Genomic DNA, 17,627 nt, shown 5'->3' with positions numbered 1-17,627 from the left:
ACTGAAAAATGTGTCCACCCTACGCCTAAAGTCAGGCAAAAAAAACCTGGAATAATCCGGGTCTCAGGCCAGCTCCCCCTTCACCAGGGGAACAAAGCGAACGGCCTCGACGGTATCAATGATAAATTCGTTGCCCCGGCGACGGATCCGTTTGAGAAACTGATGCTCTTCGCCAACCGGCAGCACCAGCACGCCTTCGTCATCCAGCTGCGCCAGCAGCGCGGTTGGAATCTCCGGCGGCGCCGCCGTCACAATAATGGCATCAAACGGCGCCCGTGCCTGCCAACCTTGCCACCCATCGCCATGACGGGTTGAAACATTATGTAAATCAAGTTGTTTCAGGCGACGACGCGCCTGCCACTGTAAACTCTTAATCCGCTCCACCGAGCAAACGTGATGCACCAGGTGCGCCAGGATGGCCGTCTGGTAGCCGGAACCAGTGCCGATCTCCAGCACGCGCGACTCCGGCGTCAGCGTCAGCAGCTCGGTCATCCGCGCCACCATGTAAGGCTGGGAGATGGTCTGCCCCTGGCCAATCGGCAGCGCGGTGTTTTCCCACGCTTTATGTTCAAAGGCTTCATCAACAAATTTTTCGCGCGGGACCAGCGCGATCGCCTCGAGGACACGCTCATCGACGATGCCCTGCGTGCGCAGTTGATTCAACAAACTTTCAACACGTTTACTTACCATTGCCCGTCAACCCCGACACGTTCCAACCAATCGCTGACTACCTCATGCGCCTGATGGGCGGTTAAATCGACGTGCAATGGCGTCACGGAAACATAGCCTTCATCCACTGCCGCAAAATCGGTGCCCGGCCCGGCATCGCGCTTATCGCCCGGCGGGCCAATCCAGTACAGGGTGTTGCCGCGCGGATCTTTTTGCGGGATCACCTGGTCGGCAGGATGGCGGTTGCCGCAGCGGGTCACGCGAATGCCCTTGATTTGATCAAGCGGGAGATCCGGCACGTTGATGTTAAGGATCCGCCCGGTACGCAGCGGCTCGCGGCTTAAGGCGCGCAGAATGGTGCAGGTTACCGCCGCGGCGGTATCGTAATGTTGATAGCCGTTCAGCGACACAGCCAGCGCGGGGAACCCCAGATGACGGCCTTCCATCGCTGCGGCCACGGTGCCGGAATAGATGACGTCATCGCCCAGGTTGGGACCCGCGTTAATGCCGGAAACAACGATGTCCGGACGTGGGCGCATCAGCGCGTTCACGCCGAGATAGACACAGTCGGTCGGGGTGCCCATCTGGACGGCGATGTCGCCATTTTCAAAGGTAAACGTACGCAGGGATGATTCCAGCGTCAGCGAATTCGAGGCTCCGCTGCGGTTACGATCGGGTGCAACAACCTGGACCTCGGCAAACTCCCTTAAGGCCTTCGCCAGGGTCTGTATCCCCGGCGCATGGATCCCGTCATCGTTACTCAGCAATATTCGCATAGTCACCCGTTGTATTGATAAGCTCCCTGACCACGCTGGTGGCGAAGCTGCCCGCCGGCAGCCAGAAACGCAGTTCAACGGTTACGTCATCCCACCAGTTCCAGCTAAGCTGCTGCGGATAGAGAAGCATCGCCCGGCGCGCCGCCTCGACTTTCTCCCGCACCAACAGCGCCTGCAGCGAAGTTTCTTCGGCGATGGCGGCCTGCTCGGCGGCCAGAGCGTCGCGCTGGCTTCCCCAGTCGCCGCTGCCCGGCAGCGCAGCCGTGATCATCAGTTCGCGGTTGTGCACCCGCGCCTGCGAAACCTCGAGTTCTTCCGGTGTGACGACAAACCAGCTCCCACGCCCCGCTAATTGTAGCGCATCGCCATCAACAACCTGATTAAATTCCGTTTTTTTTAATCTAATACTGACTTGCTGATTAAACAACGCACTGCGGGCCGCCGACAACCAAAAACTGCGCTTATTGCGATCGCGCACCGGCGCGTCGCTTTCCGCCCAGCGCAACGCGCCCTGCAGATTACTGCCGCCAATGCCAAAGCGCTGCGCGCCGAAATAGTTCGGTACGCCCCGTTCAGCGATGGCCTGCAGACGCGTCTCCACGTCCTGGCGATCGCTAATCTCACGCAGGATCACGGTAAACTGGTTGCCTTTCAGCGCGCCTAAACGCAGCTTACGCTTATGGCGGGCATATTCCAGTACCTGGCAGCCCTCGAGCTGAAATTTGCTCAGGTCCGGCATCTCTTTGCCGGGCACCCGCGCGCACAGCCACTGCTCGGTGACGGCGTGCTTATCCTTTTGCCCGGCGAAGCTCACTTCACGGGCGTGGATCTTGAGGAATTTCGCCAGCGCGTCGGCGACAAAGCGCGTATTGCAGCCGTTTTTCAGGATCCGCACCAGCACATGTTCGCCTTCGCCGTCCGGCGCAAAGCCCAGGTCTTCCACCACCAGAAAGTCTTCCGGATTGGCTTTCAGCAGTCCGCTGCTCTGCGGCTTGCCGTGCAGCCAGGTCAGTTGGTCAAAGGCGATCATTTTTCGGCCTTACGCAGCAGCGCGACCGCTTCGCAGGCGATCCCTTCCCCACGGCCGGTGAAGCCCAGCTTCTCGGTGGTGGTCGCTTTCACGTTGACGTCGTCCATATGGCAGCCGAGATCTTCAGCGATAAAGACGCGCATCTGCGGAATATGCGGCAGCATCTTCGGCGCCTGGGCGATAATGGTGACGTCGACGTTGCCGAGCGTATAGCCTTTGGCCTGAATACGACGCCACGCTTCGCGCAGCAGTTCGCGGCTATCGGCGCCTTTAAACGCCGGATCGGTATCGGGGAACAGTTTGCCGATATCGCCGAGCGCCGCGGCGCCCAGCAGCGCGTCGGTCAGCGCATGCAGCGCGACGTCGCCGTCGGAGTGGGCCAGCAGCCCTTTTTCATAAGGAATGCGTACCCCGCCAATAATGATTGGGCCTTCACCGCCAAAAGCGTGTACGTCAAAACCATGTCCAATTCGCATTAAGCTTTCTCCTGGTGTCGGGAACGGGTGAGGTAAAATTCAGCCAGCGCCAGGTCTTCCGGGCGCGTCACTTTAATATTATCCGCGCGACCGGCGACCAGCTGCGGATGGAAGCCGCAGTACTCCAGCGCCGAGGCTTCATCCGTGATGGTCGCCCCCTCGTTCAGCGCCCGGGTGAGGCAATCCACCAGCAGCTCGCGAGGGAAAAATTGCGGGGTCAGCGCATGCCACAGGTCATTGCGATCGACGGTATGGGCGATAGCGGTTTTGCCCGGCTCGGCGCGCTTCATGGTGTCGCGCACCGGCGCCGCGAGGATCCCCCCGACACGGCTGGTTTCGCTGAGCGCCAGCAGGCGGCTGAGGTCGTCCTGATGCAGGCAGGGGCGCGCGGCGTCATGCACCAGCACCCACTGCGCCTCCGGCAACGCCTTCAGGCCCGCGAGCACGGAATCGGCGCGCTCGGCGCCGCCATCCACGACGGTAATTTGCGGGTGCTGCGCCAGCGGTAGCTGGCTGAAGCGCCGATCGCCGGGGCTGACGGCAATCACCACGCGCTGGACGCGCGCATCCGCCAGCAGCGCAGCGACCGCATGTTCGAGAATCGTTTTGTTACCGATTGAGAGATATTGTTTCGGGCATTCCGTTTGCATGCGGCGGCCAAAACCGGCTGCCGGCACCACGGCGCAAACGCCCGGAAAAGTGGCTGCCATGTTGTTATCCTGGGCCTGGTTATCGATTGTTCTGCTGTTGCCCCGATGCCTGGTTGCGTTTAGACGCATCCGGTACCAGACGATAGAAGGTTTCGCCCGGGCGGGTCATACTGAGTTCATTGCGCGCGCGCTCCTCGATCGCTTCCTGCCCGCCGTTGAGGTCGTCAATTTCGGCAAATAGCTGATCGTTGCGTGCTTTTAATTTGGCGTTAGTCGCCTGCTGGGCGGTGACGTCGTCGTTAACCCGCGTGTAGTCGTGCAGGCCGTTTTTACCGAACCACAGCGAATACTGTAGCCAGACCAGCAAAGCTAATAATAGCAGCGTTAATTTACCCATCCTGCCCCCTGACAAACGGCATCATCATCCCAAAACTCGCCCGGGTACGCTACCAGGGCGCGCGGACGATGCCGCGTAACGCGGGGACTGTACCATATTTTTGCTGCCGATACCCATGCTTGATTCATACCAGAAACGGGTTATCCCAACAGCCAGAGGAAGAGTAGCGCAAACATCAGCCCGACGGTCAGGATGGTCGCGCTGGCGCTATAGAGCAGCTTGCCATTGAGCAGAGAGTGCAGCGCAATACCGACCACTACCGCCACCGGCATCAACGCCAGGAAGAACGGCCAGGTGTAAAGGAGGAAGAAGAGCGTATTACTGCCATAGAGAAGGAAGGGAATACCCAGCGCCAGCAGCCATGAAATAAAGCCCACGGCAGCGCCCGACAGAGACCAGGTGGTCTCGTCGCCGATCGCCGGAGGCGGTTCTGAACGAATAATACTGAGGTTCTGGGTATTGCGCATATCGAATCCTGTAGACCGGGCAACCGGCACCCCTCGATGCCGCTGCCGTTTCAGGATCTGATAATATCGCTCTGTTGCAGCAGGTCTAATAGTTGGTGCACCAAATTTGTTACCAATTGTTCACCATCCAGATGAATTTCCGCCTTTTCCGGTGCCTCATAGACCGAGTCTATGCCGGTGAAATTGCGTAATTCCCCTGCCCGCGCCTTCTTGTACAATCCTTTCGGATCCCGCGCCTCGCAGATGGCCAGCGGGGTATCGACGAACACTTCGATGAAGCGTCCCTCCCCCAGGCGCTCGCGCACCATCTGCCGTTCCGCGCGGTGTGGTGATATAAATGCCGTCAATACCACCAGACCGGCATCGACCATCAGCCTGGCCACTTCGCCGACGCGGCGAATGTTCTCTTTGCGATCCTCATCACTGAATCCCAGATCGCTGCACAGGCCATGGCGCACATTGTCGCCGTCCAACAGATAGGTGCTGACGCCGCGCTCATGCAGCGCCTCCTCCAGCGCCCCGGCGACAGTGGATTTACCCGACCCCGAAAGGCCGGTAAACCACAGCACCACGCCGCGATGGCCGTGATGCTGTTCCCGCTGCTGCTGGGTCACAGGATGGGCATGCCAGACGACGTTTTCGTCATGCTGGGCCATTATTTGCCTCCCAGCAGGTCGCGGGCGTCCCAGTGCGGGAAGTGTTTACGGATCAGCTGGTTCAGCTCCAGCTCAAAGGCGCTGTACTGCGATGCCGAGGTCGACGCCTGCAGGTGCGGCTCGTTGACCATCCCGGCGCCCACGGTGACGTTGGTCAGGCGATCGATAAAGATAAGCCCGCCGGTCACCGGGTTTTGCTGATACGGATCCAGCACTAAAGGTTCGTCAAAGGTCAGCTCCACCAGCCCAATGCCGTTCAGCGGTAGAGACTCGACTTCACGTTGGGTCAGGTTGTTAATATCGACCTGGTAGCGGATAGCGTCGACGCGAGCGCGGGTCTTCTTCCCGGCGATTTTAATGTCGTAGCTCTGCCCCGGGGTCAGCGGCTGCTCGGCCATCCACACCACGTCGATGCTGGCGCTTTGCACCGCCGGCAGCGAGGCTTGCGCGTCAACCAGCAGGTCGCCGCGGCTGATGTCGATTTCATCTTTCAGCACAATGGTAACGGCTTCGCCGGCGGCAGCTTCCTGCAGGTCGCCGTCGAAGGTGACGATACGCGCCACGCTCGATTCGACGCCCGACGGCAGCACCTTCAGACGCTGGCCAACGGTAACCGTACCGGAGGCGACCGTGCCGGAGAAGCCGCGGAAATCGAGGTTCGGACGGTTAACATACTGCACCGGGAAGCGCAGCGGCTGGCTCTCGACCACCCGCTGGATCTCCACGGTTTCGAGGACTTCCAGCAAGGTCGGACCGCTGTACCACGGTATGTTCGCGCTCTGGCTGGCGACGTTATCGCCTTCCAGCGCCGACAGCGGCACAAAACGGATATCCAGGTTGCCCGGCAGCTGCTCGGCGAAGGTCAGATAATCTTCACGGATTTCGTTGAAGCGCGCTTCGCTAAACTCGACGAGATCCATTTTGTTGACCGCCACCACCAGGTGTTTAATGCCCAGCAGCGTAGAAATAAAGCTGTGACGGCGGGTCTGGTCGAGCACGCCTTTGCGCGCATCGATCAGCAGGATCGCCAGGTCGCAGGTTGACGCGCCGGTGGCCATATTCCGCGTGTACTGCTCGTGCCCCGGGGTGTCGGCGATGATAAATTTGCGTTTTTCGGTCGAGAAGTAGCGATAGGCGACATCGATGGTGATGCCCTGCTCACGCTCAGCCTGCAGGCCGTCCACCAGCAGCGCCAGGTCCAGCTTTTCGCCCTGGGTACCGTGACGCTTGCTGTCGTTGTGCAGAGACGACAGCTGGTCTTCATAGATCTGGCGCGTATCGTGCAGCAAACGGCCAATTAAGGTGCTTTTGCCGTCATCTACGCTGCCGCAGGTCAGAAAACGCAGCAGGCTCTTGTGCTGTTGCGCGTGCAGGTAAGCTTCTACGCCGCCTTCATTAGCAATTTGTTGGGCAATTGTCGTGTTCATGGCGGCTCCTTAGAAATACCCCTGACGTTTCTTCAGCTCCATCGAGCCGGCCTGGTCGCGGTCAATCACGCGGCCCTGACGTTCACTGGTGGTTGATACCAGCATCTCTTCAATAATTTCCGGCAGCGTCTGCGCTTCAGACTCCACTGCGCCGGTCAGCGGCCAGCAGCCAAGGGTACGGAAACGCACCATCCGTTTTTCAATCACTTCGCCCGGCTGCAGATCGATACGGTCATCATCGATCATCATCAGCATACCGTCGCGCTCCAGCACCGGGCGCTCAGCGGCCAGATACAGCGGCACGATTTCAATATTTTCCAGATAGATGTACTGCCAGATATCCAGCTCGGTCCAGTTGGAGAGCGGGAAGACGCGGATGCTTTCGCCTTTGTTAATCTGGCCGTTGTAGTTGTGCCACAGCTCCGGACGCTGATTTTTCGGGTCCCAGCGGTGGAAGCGGTCGCGGAAGGAGTAGATGCGCTCTTTCGCGCGGGATTTCTCTTCATCGCGACGCGCGCCGCCGAACGCGGCGTCAAAGCCGTATTTGTTCAGCGCCTGCTTCAGACCTTCCGTTTTCATGATATCGGTATGCTTAGCGCTGCCGTGGACGAACGGGTTGATGCCCATCGCCACCCCTTCCGGGTTTTTATGCACCAGCAGCTCACAGCCGTAGGCTTTGGCGGTATGGTCACGGAACTCATACATCTCACGGAATTTCCAGCCGGTATCGACGTGCAGCAGCGGGAACGGCAAGGTTCCCGGATAAAACGCTTTGCGCGCCAGATGCAGCATTACGCTGGAATCTTTCCCGATGGAGTACATCATCACCGGGTTAGAAAATTCGGCGGCCACCTCACGAATAATATGGATGCTTTCCGCCTCCAGTTGCCGCAGGTGAGTGAGTCGTTTTTGGTCCATAACCGTTCCTTAAGCCAGATTGACCACCGAAGAGTTAAACCCCTCGGCGGATGATGTATGTTGAAACCAGGCGAGCTGCTGATGCAGCTGCACCACTTCGCCCACCACCAGCAGGGCGGGCATCGGGGCGTCTTTCGCCAGGTGTTCGAGTTGTTGCAATGTGCCGGTTATCGTCTGCTGATCGTCGCGGGTACCGCGGGAAATCACCGCGACCGGCGTAGTGCTGTCGCGACCGTGGGCGATCAGCTGAGCGCTGATTTCTGCCGCCTTCATGGTGCCCATGTAGATCGCCAGCGTTTGTTGGCTCTTCGCCAACAGCGACCAGTCGAAGGGGGCGCTGTCCGGCTTATAGTGGCCGGTGACAAAGACGGCGCTTTGCGCATAATCGCGATGGGTCAGCGGAATACCGGCGTAGGCCGTCGCCCCGGCGGCGGCAGTGACGCCAGGCACCACCTGGAACGGGATCCCCGCTTCGGCGGCAGCCTGCAGCTCTTCTGCGCCGCGGCCAAAAATAAACGGATCCCCGCCCTTCAGACGCACGACGGTTTTCCCCGCCTTCGCCGCCTCCACCAGCAGCTGATTGGTTTCATGCTGCGGCACCGAGTGCTCACCGGCGCGTTTGCCGACACAGATTAACTCGGCATCGCGGCGCACCAGCTCGAGAACCGGCTGGGTCACCAGATGGTCGTGGAAAACCACGTCCGCCTGCTGGATCGCCTGCAGACCACGAAGGGTCAGCAGCCCGGCATCGCCCGGCCCGGCGCCCACCAGAATAATTTCTCCCGTCTCGCGTTCGGGCTTATCCAGCTCATCCTGCAGCGCCTTTTCCGCCTCCGCATGATTGCCCGCCACCATCAGGCTGGCAAAGCGGCCGGTAAAGACGCGTTCCCAGAAGCGGCGACGCGCTTCGGTGGTCGTCAGACGGGTTTTCAGATGGTTACGCCAGTAGCTCGCCGATTCCGCCAGCCGCCCGAGGTTCGTCGGCAGCAGCGCTTCAATTTTCTCGCGCAGAATGCGCGACAGCACTGGCGCTTTGCCGCTGGAGGAGATCGCCACCAGCAGCGGCGAACGGTCGACGATAGAAGGGAAGACAAACGAGCACAGCGCCTGGTTATCCACCACATTGACCAACCGGTAGCGCGCGTTAGCCGCCGCAAACACCCGCTGGTTAAGCGCCTCGTCCTCCGTGGCCGCAATCACCAGAAAGACATCATCCACCAGCGACTCGCTAAATTCCGTCGCCCGCCAGCTAAGCGCCTGGCGCGCCGCCAGATCGGCCAGCGCCGGAGAGAGCGTCCCGGCGACCACCTGCACCTGCGCCTGGGCGCGCAGCAGGAATTTAATCTTGCGTTCAGCAATCTCACCGCCGCCGATCACCAGCACGGGCCTTTGTTTCAGTTCGGCAAAAAGGGGCAAGTAATCCACGGCGCAACAACTCTCTTACAATCAGCGATACTGCGACTATAGGGTGCGCCTGAGAGCAAATGAAATTACGAAATGGAATGAGTTGTGACGCAAAGGAATAACGCTGTGGAAATACAAATATCAAAAAGTGCTTAACGCGCTATTTTTCCGCTATTTAAGAGCAATTGAAATTGTTTAACCGCGGTCACAGTTTCATACTGTACGCGTCAAATTGTCTTGTTCGTGTAAGGACCCCTTATGTTTTCCGCGTTGTGCCGCCGTCTGCTTCCTCTGGCGCTCGGCACCGGTTTTGTTTTCGCCGCCGCCCCCGCATTCAGCGCGCTGGGCGACACCGCCAGTAGCCAGGCCCGTCATATCGCCACCGTCTTCCCGGGACGAATGACCGGAACGCCAGCCGAGATGTTGTCAGCCGAGTACCTCCGCCAGCAGTTCGCCCAGATGGGTTATCAGAGCGACGTGCGCAGCTTCAATACCCGCTACATCTATACCGATAACAATCAGCGTAAGAACTGGCATAACGCCACCGGCAGTACGGTGATCGCCGCCCATGAAGGCCAGTCCCGCCAGCAAATCATTATTATGGCGCACCTCGATACCTACGCGCCGCAGAGCGATAAAGACGTGGAGAACAACCTTGGCGGCCTGACGCTGCAGGGAATCGACGACAACGCGATGGGGCTCGGCGTGATGCTGGAGCTGGCGGATCATTTAAAGAATATCCCCACCCGCTATGGCATTCGCTTTATCGCCACCAGCGGTGAAGAGGAAGGTCGTCTCGGGGCGCAAAATCTGCTGCAGCGCATGAGTGAGGCGGAAAAGAAAAATACCCTGCTGGTGATCAACCTCGATAATCTGGTGGTGGGCGATAAGCTTTACTTCAACAGTGGCCGCCGCACGCCGGCCTCGGTGCGCAAGCTTACCCGCGACCGCGCGCTGGCTATCGCCCGCAGTAAAGGGATTGTCGCAGCGACCAATCCAGGACTGAACCCAGAATTCCCGAAAGGCACTGCCTGCTGTAACGATGCCAGCGTCTTCGACAGCGCGGGGATCCCGGTGCTGTCGGTAGAGGCAACCAACTGGTCACTTGGCAAAAAGGATGGCTATCAGCAGCGCCAGAAATCCCGCGCCTTCCCGGACGGCACCAGCTGGCATAGCGTGCAGATTGATAATCAGCAGTATCTCGACCACGCGCTGCCGGGACGCATAGAACGCCGCAGCCGCGAGATAGTGAAAGTGATGCTGCCGCTGGTGAAAGAGCTGGCGAAGGTGGAGAAGAAAAGCTGATACGCACAAAAGAACGCGCGGTATCACCCGCGTGTTCTTCTTGAATTATCACCCGAAGAAAGCGCTAACAGCTTAACCCTCGTGCAATCCGCACTCGCGTTTAAGCCCGAAGAACCGGGTCTCTTCTTCTGCCATGCCTGGCTCCCATTTGCGGGTGGTGTGGGTATCGCCTACCGACAGATAGCCCTGATCCCACAGCGGGTGGTATTTCAGCCCGTGCTTTTGCAGGTACTGATATACCGTCCGGTTATCCCAGTCGATAATCGGCAGCACCTTGAACACCCCGCGCTGGATAGCCAGCACCGGTAAGGTCGCCCGGCTACCGGACTGCTCGCGGCGCAGACCAGCGAACCAGGTCTGGGTGTTAAGCTCTTTCAGCGCCCGGTTCATTGGCTCCACTTTGTTGATCTCATTGTATTTCTCAATGCCCTCAACGCCCTGCTCCCACAGCTTACCGTAGCGCGCCTCCTGCCAGGCGGCGCTCTCCTGCGCCCGATAGACCTTCAGGTTCAGCTTGAGCTTGTCGGTTAACTCATCGATAAACTGATAGGTTTCCGGAAACAGATAGCCGGTATCCGTGAGGATCACCGGAATATCCGGGCGCAGCTGGTTGACCAGGTGCAGACTCACCGCCGCCTGAATGCCAAAGCTGGAAGACAAAGCATACTCGCCAGGCAGATTTTCCAGCGCCCACGCTACGCGTTCTTCGGCGCTGAGCTTCTCCAGCTTCGCATTGGTCTCCGCCAGCGCCAGGATACGTTCCACTTTCGGCAATGCATTAAGCGCGTTTAGATCGAGTACGGACATATAAACCTCGTTTGCCTGTTATGCCGGGCGGCACTGCGTTTGCCCGGCCTACGGGTTTTGTAAGCCCGGACGCTACGCGCCACCGGGCACCAGGATGTTATTCCCAGAAATCGCGGGCTGGGTCGAGCACCGGGCGAATGATGCCCGCACGCACCGTAAAGTCGCCGAAGCCTTCACCCGCTTCACGCTCTTTCGCCCAGCGCCCTACCAGTTCGTCTAGCGAGTCGAGAATTTCCGACTCGGTGATATTCTCACGGTACATCCGCGGGATACGGGTGCCGCTGCGGTTACCGCCAAGGTGCAGGTTGTAGCGACCTGGCGCTTTGCCCACCAGCCCCACTTCCGCCAGCATCGCGCGACCACAGCCGTTCGGGCAGCCGGTGACGCGGGTGACGATATGCTCATCGCTCACGCCGTGCTTGTTCATCACCCCTTCCACCTTGTCGATAAACGACGGCAGGAAACGTTCGGCTTCCGCCATCGCCAGCGGGCAGGTCGGGAAGGAGACGCAGGCCATCGAGTTTTCACGCTGCGGAGTAACGGCATTCATCAGACCATGATCCCGCGCCAGCTTCTCGATCCGCGCCTTCTGATCTTCCGGTACGCTGGCGATGATCAGGTTCTGGTTGGCAGTGATGCGGAATTCGCCTTTATGGATCTTAGCAATCTCCAGCAGGCCAGTCTTCAGCGGGCGTCCCGGATAATCGAGAATGCGGCCGTTTTCAATAAACAGCGTCAGGTGCCATTTGTCATCAATCCCTTTCACCCAGCCGATGCGGTCGCCGCGGCCGGTGAATTCGTACGGACGGATCGGCTCAAACTTAATGCCGGCCCGGCGCTCCACTTCCGCCTTGAAGGTTTCGACGCCAACGCGCTCAAGGGTGTACTTGGTTTTCGCATTCTTACGGTCGGTACGGTTGCCCCAGTCGCGCTGGGTAGTCACGACCGCTTCCGCCACCGCCAGAGTATGCTCCAGAGGCAGATAGCCGAATTCGCTCGCCGTGCGGGCGTAGGTTTTCTTGTTGCCGTGTTCGATAGAGAGACCGCCGCCCACCAGCAGGTTAAAGCCCACCAGCTTGCCGTTTTCGGCGATCGCCACGAAGTTCATGTCATTAGCGTGCAGATCGATATCGTTCTGCGGCGGGATCACCACCGTCGTTTTAAACTTACGCGGCAGATAGGTTTGACCGAGGATCGGCTCTTCGTCGGTAGTCGCGACCTTTTTCTGATCCAGCCAGATCTCGGCATAAGCGCGAGTGCGCGGCAGAAGATGCTCGGAGATCTTTTTCGCCCACTCGTAGGCCTCAGCGTGCAGCTGCGACTCATGCGGGTTGGAGGTGCACAGCACGTTACGGTTCATATCGTTGGCGGTGGCCAGCGCGTCCAGCCCCACCGAGTGCAGCATCTGATGCACCGGCTTCACGTTCTTTTTCAGAATACCGTGGAACTGGAAAGTCTGCCGGTTGGTCAGGCGAATACTGCCGTAAATGGTGTTGTCAGCGGCAAACTTATCGATCGCCTTCCACTGGGTAGTGGTGATCACCCCGCCCGGCAGACGGCAGCGCAGCAGCATCGCATGACGCGGCTCCAGCTTCTGGGCGGCGCGTTCCGCGCGGATATCGCGATCGTCCTGCTGGTACATGCCGTGGAAACGGATCAGCAGGAAGTTATCACCTTTAAAACCGCCGGTCAGACCGTCGTTTAAATCTTCCGCAATGGTGCCGCGCAGGTAGTTGCTCTCAAGCTTCATGCGCTCGGCATCGGTCAGTTTACCTTCGACCACTAAAGGCCCCGGATGTTTTTCGCTCATTAGTAGACATCTCGCTGATAACGGCGCTCAACGCGCAGCTCACTTAAAAATTCGTCCGCCGCTTCGGCGTCCATCGCGCCGTATTCGGCAATCACTTCCAGTAAAGTATGTTCCACGTCTTTCGCCATACGATTGGCGTCGCCGCAGACATAAATGTGGGCGCCATCATTGATCCAGCGCCACAGCTCGGCTCCCTGCTCGCGCAGTTTGTCCTGCACGTAGATTTTTTGTTGTTGATCGCGGGACCAGGCCAGATCGATACGGGTCAGCAGACCTTCCTTCACATAGCTCTGCCACTCCACCTGATAGAGGAAATCTTCAGTGAAGTGCGGGTTGCCGAAGAATAACCAGTTCTTGCCTTGTGCCCCGTCCGCTGCGCGCTGCTGCATAAAGGCGCGGAACGGCGCAATACCGGTGCCCGGGCCAATCATGATCACCGGCGTCTCCGGGTTAGCCGGCAGACGGAAGTTGTCGTTGTGTTCAATAAAGACGCGGACTTCGCCATCTTCTTCCACGCGGTCGGCGAGGAAGCTGGAGGCACCGCCAGCGCGGGCGCGACCTTCAATTTCATAGCGCACTACGCCTACGGTGACATGCACTTCGCTTTCAGCTTCCGCCTGCGAGGAGGCAATCGAGTACAGGCGCGGCGTCAGCGGACGCAGCAGACCGATTAACGCCTCGGCGTCCAGCTGTGCCGGGGAGAAACGGACCATATCGACGATCGGCGTCGCAGCAGCATACTGCTGCAGCTGAGCTTTATCTCCCACCAGCGGCAGCAGCGATTCGCTGCGGGTCAGGGTGGCGTAGTTTTCGACGATAGTCGCGGTGTTAACCGTCAGTTCAAAATGCCACTCCAGCGCTTCAGCCAGCGGCAGAGTTTTGCCATCAACGGTTACCGGCTCGTCACCTTTCAGCCACAGCAGCTCCACCAGCTCTTTGACCAGCTGAGGATCGTTTTGATACCAGACGCCCAGCGCGTCGCCCGGCTGATAGCGCAGACCGGAATCACCGAGGTCAATTTCAATATGGCGCACATCTTTTTCGGAATCGCGGCCAGTGATTTTCTGGTTGACCGACAGGGTCGCCGACAGCGGAGCCTCTTTGGTGTACGGACTGGTATGGATGTCGTTCACCCCGCCGCTGGTGGCCAGCTGAGCGGGCGCGGCAACTGGCGCACGGGCCTTCAGCACCTCAACAACGCGTGCGCGCCATTCCGCAGCTGCGGTCTGATATTCGACGTCGGCATCGACGCGATCGAGCAGGCGTTCCGCACCGAGCTCGGCCAGCTTGCTGTCGAAATCTTTGCCGGACTGGCAGAAGAATTCATAAGAAGTATCGCCGAGGCCAAAGACAGCGAACGCGGTCCCGTCCAGCTTCGGCGCTTTTTTCGAGAACAGGAACTTATGCAATGCGACCGCTTCTTCCGGCGGCTCACCTTCCCCCTGGGTGGACGTCACGACCACCAGCAGTTTTTCCGCAGCAATTTGTTTGAATTTATAATCGCCTGCATTCACCAGCTTCACGTTCAGCTTCGCTGCCAGCAGATCGTCGCGCAGCGCTTCGGCGACGCGGCGGGCGTTGCCGGTTTGCGAGGCGGAAATCAGCGTGATCGAGGGCACCTCAGCGGCCTGGGCAGGAACGGCCACAGCCGCGCCGGACTGCTGATTCAGCACGCCCCAGAAATAGCCAGATACCCAGGCAAGCTGGGTAGGCGTGAAGTCAGTGGTGGCCGCCTGAAGGCGCGCCAGTTGCTCCGGGTTGAGCGGCAGCAAGTTGGAAGGTGTGGCCTGTGTCGTCATGCGTCGTTTGTTCCAGTAAGCAAAGCTGTTATTCGCACCCTGTCAGCGCGACAAAAACAGAAGAGAATAGAAGGGTAACGGTGCTGATAGTAACAATTAAAGAAGGGATGGAAATAATAAATAACCAAATGGACTAACCTGTTTTAGTTGTAGTTATTAACAACAAAATCGATTAAATAACCACATGAAATATAACCATTTAATTCAAATAACCCAGATAAATGTGTCCATTTTCTGTTCAGGGCCGTTTTAGTTAATGCGAAAAAATGTGCTTTCCGGTACCCTACGGCGGTTTTTTTCGTCCTGTTGAGAGTCAATGATGTCCACCACGCTGTTTAAAGATTTCACCTTCGAAGCCGCCCACCACCTGCCGCACGTCCCGGAAGGGCACAAATGCGGTCGCCTGCATGGCCACTCCTTTATGGTGCGTCTGGAGATCACCGGTGAAGTCGATCCCCATACCGGGTGGATCATGGATTTTGCCGAGCTGAAGGCCGCCTTCAAGCCGACATACGATCGCCTGGACCACTATTATCTGAACGATATCCCCGGTCTGGAAAACCCCACCAGCGAAGTGCTGGCGAAATGGATCTGGGATGAGATGAAACCGCGGGTACCGCTGCTGAGCGCCGTGATGGTCAAAGAGACCTGCACCGCTGGCTGCGTCTATCGCGGCGAGTAAGCGAAAAAAAGCCCGGTCAGTACGCTGCCGGGCTTTTTTCAGGCAATATTCAAATACTTGTGTGTCTGCATGGACAGGCGCCAGTTGCGGGCGATGCAGGTGTCGATACACAGGCGCGTCGCGTCTTCTTTCTGACTGATCGGCTGCAGGGCGATGATCCGCGGTTTGTCATCGCTCAGCGTTTCCAGCAGTTCGTCCAGCGCTTCGATGTCGCGGACGCGCCCTACCGGATGCTTGATCTCATCCGCCCGCTGCAGAGCCTGAGACAGCACATCATACCCGCCACGCATATTGACCTTAGGGGATACCGTCACCCAGGTGTTGTGGCTGCAGCGCACTTCATGGGTGCCGCTGGTTTCAATCTGACAGCTAAAGCCGTTTTGTTCCAGAAGCGAGGTTAACGGCGTTAAATCATGAATGCAGGGTTCACCGCCGGTAATGACCACGTGGCGGGCAGTCCACCCCTGACGTCCAATAATCGCCAGCAGATCCTCGCTGCTTGCCGGACCCCATTTATCACTCTCTTTAGTTTTCGCCAGAATGCTGAACAACGACACTTCCCGATCGGCCAGCTTGTCCCAAGTATGCTTGGTGTCACACCACGCGCATCCTACCGGGCATCCCTGCAGACGAATAAAAATGGCAGGCACGCCGGTGAAGTAACCCTCGCCTTGCAGGGTCTGGAACATCTCGTTAATCGGGTACTGCATAGTCATCTCTGTTTAGGGTCATAAACGTCCATTATCGCAGATTTCAGCGCACAGGTCTTGTCCTGCGCTGCGATCCCTTTTTTACCCCTCCGTCAATATCCGTGTCGGGAATAATATTATTGATTAAAAAAGCAATCTTTTCTTTTGGCTTAGTTTATTAGCATGATAAGAATTAAAATAAATAGCATTCTGACGCGTGGGCGGAAAATATGTAACAGAAAATGTTATCCCTGTCCTTCCGGATAAAATAAAAGGTCCAGAGATAAAAACAAAAAACCTTAAAATACAGCAATGTACAAACAGATACATGAAAGAGTGAATTATCTATCTGATCTGAGAGTCTAATTCAATCCGCCGGTGATAATAACCTTAAACTGGTCTTAATAAAGCCCTGATCGGGCCCCTTTTTTATTTAATCGTCGTTTACTTTTGCCCACCTAGAATCCCGCAGACCAACCATAATGAGATAGCGTTTATGACCACATTATTAATTACCGGCGTTACGGGTTTTCTGGGCGGTGCCGCGTTAGAGAAAATACTCCATCAGGAAACCCGGTTAGACCTGCTGCTGCTGGTGCGTGCTGATAGCCCCGAGGCTGGCCTCGAACGTGTCAAAGAGAACATGCGTAAGTTCAATATTGCCGAGGAGAAGCTGGCGATGCTTCACCCGCAGCATATCCTGCTGGGCGATCTCGCCTCTCCGGAGCATTTTCTTAACGATCCGCGCCTCGATCAGGTGACGCATGTCCTCAACTGCGCCGCTGTCGCCTCGTTTGGCAGCAACCCGCTCATCTGGAAGGTTAACGTTGAGGGTACGCTGCGCCTGGCGCAACGGATGGCGCAGGTTGAGGGTCTACAGCGCTTTCTGCACGTCGGCACAGCCATGTCCTGCTCACCTGAGCCGGATTCACTGGTCGCCGAAAGCGCGGAGTTTCGGGAACGCGCTGAGCACCTGGTGGAATACACCCATTCGAAATCGACCATCGAGCAGTTGATGCAGCAGCATTGCCCTACGCTGCCGCTGGTCATTGCCCGCCCCTCTATCGTGGTGGGTCATACTCATCACGGCTGCCGGCCTTCCAGCAGTATTTTCTGGGTGTTCAGCATGGGGCTGATGCTGCAGAAATTTTTATGTTCCATGGAAGACCGAATCGATGTCATCCCGGTGGACTACTGTGCTGATGCCTTGCTGATGCTACTTAACCAGCCGCTGGCCCACGGCGAGGTGGTGCACATCTCTGCCGGGGAGGAGAATAGCGTGAAGTTTGCTGAAATCGACCGGGCGATGGCCCAGGCCCTGGAGCAGGCCCCGGTAGGGGATAAGTACGCCCAGGTCAGCTATGAAACGCTGGTCAAAATGCGTCGTGAACTGAAAGGGATCTTTGGGCCATGCAATGAACGTCTGATGCTGAAAGCCATGCGTTTATATGGCGCCTTCGCCACGCTGAACGTGCGCTTTAGCAACGACAAGCTGTTGAGCATGGGAATGCCAAAACCACCGCGCTTTACGGATTACATCGACCGCTGCGTGGAGACCACCCGCGGGCTGTCGATCCCCCAGCAAATGGCCGTCGATTTTAAATGATGGCTGACGGCGTAAAAAAAATGCCAGCCCTGAGGCTGGCATTTTTATTTCACAAAGAC

General features: G+C 57.9%; 18 protein-coding genes. 3 read left to right on the top strand and 15 right to left on the bottom strand.

What is annotated here, in order from left to right:
* Positions 1-63: 63 nt before the first annotated feature.
* From CWM61_RS12930 to cysG, 11 genes are all read right to left on the bottom strand, one after another.
* A complete protein-coding gene (locus CWM61_RS12930) occupies positions 64-690 on the bottom strand; it encodes a protein-L-isoaspartate(D-aspartate) O-methyltransferase (protein ID WP_012540738.1) in 627 nt (208 codons plus the stop codon).
* Entirely contained in the window at positions 684-1,445 is a 762-nt protein-coding gene (surE, locus tag CWM61_RS12925) for a 5'/3'-nucleotidase SurE (RefSeq protein ID WP_012540737.1), read from the bottom strand. Before surE ends, CWM61_RS12930 begins: the two co-directional genes overlap by 7 nt.
* Positions 1,426-2,475, bottom strand: a complete 1,050-nt coding sequence (gene truD, locus CWM61_RS12920) for a tRNA pseudouridine(13) synthase TruD (protein ID WP_008806221.1) — start codon at positions 2,473-2,475, stop codon at positions 1,426-1,428. Before truD ends, surE begins: the two co-directional genes overlap by 20 nt.
* Positions 2,472-2,951: a 2-C-methyl-D-erythritol 2,4-cyclodiphosphate synthase gene (ispF, locus tag CWM61_RS12915; protein ID WP_008806222.1), complete on the bottom strand. Its 480-nt coding sequence runs from the start codon at positions 2,949-2,951 to the stop codon at positions 2,472-2,474. The genes truD and ispF overlap by 4 nt, the downstream gene beginning before the upstream one ends.
* Positions 2,951-3,661: a 2-C-methyl-D-erythritol 4-phosphate cytidylyltransferase gene (gene ispD, locus CWM61_RS12910; RefSeq protein ID WP_074387742.1), complete on the bottom strand. Its 711-nt coding sequence runs from the start codon at positions 3,659-3,661 to the stop codon at positions 2,951-2,953. The genes ispF and ispD overlap by 1 nt, the downstream gene beginning before the upstream one ends.
* 19 nt (positions 3,662-3,680) lie before the next feature.
* Positions 3,681-3,998, bottom strand: coding sequence for a cell division protein FtsB (ftsB, locus tag CWM61_RS12905; RefSeq protein WP_002915156.1), 318 nt, complete (start codon positions 3,996-3,998; stop codon positions 3,681-3,683).
* Between the two features lie 140 nt (positions 3,999-4,138).
* Positions 4,139-4,465 (bottom strand): DUF3561 family protein, encoded by a 327-nt coding sequence (locus tag CWM61_RS12900; RefSeq protein ID WP_008806224.1) that lies wholly within the window; start codon positions 4,463-4,465, stop codon positions 4,139-4,141.
* A 50-nt stretch (positions 4,466-4,515) separates the two neighbouring features.
* The gene (gene cysC, locus CWM61_RS12895; protein WP_002915158.1) at positions 4,516-5,121 is read right to left on the bottom strand and encodes an adenylyl-sulfate kinase; all 606 of its coding nucleotides are present in this window, start codon (positions 5,119-5,121) and stop codon (positions 4,516-4,518) included.
* Positions 5,121-6,548 carry a sulfate adenylyltransferase subunit CysN gene (gene cysN / locus CWM61_RS12890; protein ID WP_074387740.1) on the bottom strand — a complete coding sequence of 476 codons (1,428 nt, stop codon included), beginning with the start codon at positions 6,546-6,548 and terminating at the stop codon, positions 5,121-5,123. Before cysN ends, cysC begins: the two co-directional genes overlap by 1 nt.
* 9 nt (positions 6,549-6,557) lie before the next feature.
* Positions 6,558-7,466 carry a sulfate adenylyltransferase subunit CysD gene (gene cysD / locus CWM61_RS12885; RefSeq protein ID WP_061153518.1) on the bottom strand — a complete coding sequence of 303 codons (909 nt, stop codon included), beginning with the start codon at positions 7,464-7,466 and terminating at the stop codon, positions 6,558-6,560.
* A 9-nt stretch (positions 7,467-7,475) separates the two neighbouring features.
* Positions 7,476-8,882, bottom strand: a complete 1,407-nt coding sequence (cysG, locus tag CWM61_RS12880) for a siroheme synthase CysG (protein ID WP_162678252.1) — start codon at positions 8,880-8,882, stop codon at positions 7,476-7,478.
* Between the two features lie 246 nt (positions 8,883-9,128).
* Here cysG and CWM61_RS12875 point away from each other — a divergent pair, with 246 nt between their 5' ends.
* Entirely contained in the window at positions 9,129-10,175 is a 1,047-nt protein-coding gene (locus CWM61_RS12875) for an aminopeptidase (protein ID WP_100631345.1), read from the top strand.
* A gap of 72 nt (positions 10,176-10,247) precedes the next feature.
* Here CWM61_RS12875 and cysH read toward each other — a convergent pair whose 3' ends face one another.
* The 3 genes from cysH to cysJ all read right to left on the bottom strand — a co-directional run bounded on the left by cysH (position 10,248) and on the right by cysJ (position 14,591).
* Complete coding sequence (gene cysH, locus CWM61_RS12870) at positions 10,248-10,982, bottom strand: phosphoadenosine phosphosulfate reductase (RefSeq protein ID WP_008806238.1); 735 nt, start codon at positions 10,980-10,982, stop codon at positions 10,248-10,250.
* A gap of 97 nt (positions 10,983-11,079) precedes the next feature.
* Entirely contained in the window at positions 11,080-12,792 is a 1,713-nt protein-coding gene (gene cysI, locus CWM61_RS12865) for an assimilatory sulfite reductase (NADPH) hemoprotein subunit (RefSeq protein WP_061153512.1), read from the bottom strand.
* On the bottom strand, positions 12,792-14,591 hold the full coding sequence (cysJ, locus tag CWM61_RS12860) for an NADPH-dependent assimilatory sulfite reductase flavoprotein subunit (RefSeq protein ID WP_100631344.1): 1,800 nt from the start codon (positions 14,589-14,591) through the stop codon (positions 12,792-12,794). Before cysJ ends, cysI begins: the two co-directional genes overlap by 1 nt.
* Before the next feature lie 316 nt (positions 14,592-14,907).
* Here cysJ and queD point away from each other — a divergent pair, with 316 nt between their 5' ends.
* Positions 14,908-15,273 carry a 6-carboxytetrahydropterin synthase QueD gene (gene queD / locus CWM61_RS12855; protein ID WP_004174641.1) on the top strand — a complete coding sequence of 122 codons (366 nt, stop codon included), beginning with the start codon at positions 14,908-14,910 and terminating at the stop codon, positions 15,271-15,273.
* A 38-nt stretch (positions 15,274-15,311) separates the two neighbouring features.
* Here the strand turns inward: queD and queE are convergent, their stop codons facing one another.
* Positions 15,312-15,983, bottom strand: a complete 672-nt coding sequence (gene queE / locus CWM61_RS12850; protein WP_008806241.1) for a 7-carboxy-7-deazaguanine synthase QueE — start codon at positions 15,981-15,983, stop codon at positions 15,312-15,314.
* A gap of 475 nt (positions 15,984-16,458) precedes the next feature.
* Between queE and CWM61_RS12845 the strand changes: the two genes are divergently transcribed.
* On the top strand, positions 16,459-17,568 hold the full coding sequence (locus CWM61_RS12845) for an SDR family oxidoreductase (protein ID WP_074387736.1): 1,110 nt from the start codon (positions 16,459-16,461) through the stop codon (positions 17,566-17,568).
* Positions 17,569-17,627: the final 59 nt, after the last annotated feature.

Source organism: Klebsiella sp. K-Nf6 (genome assembly GCF_002806655.1).
Taxonomy (GTDB): domain Bacteria; phylum Pseudomonadota; class Gammaproteobacteria; order Enterobacterales; family Enterobacteriaceae; genus Klebsiella; species Klebsiella variicola.
This window is presented reverse-complemented; position numbering and strand designations above follow the sequence as displayed.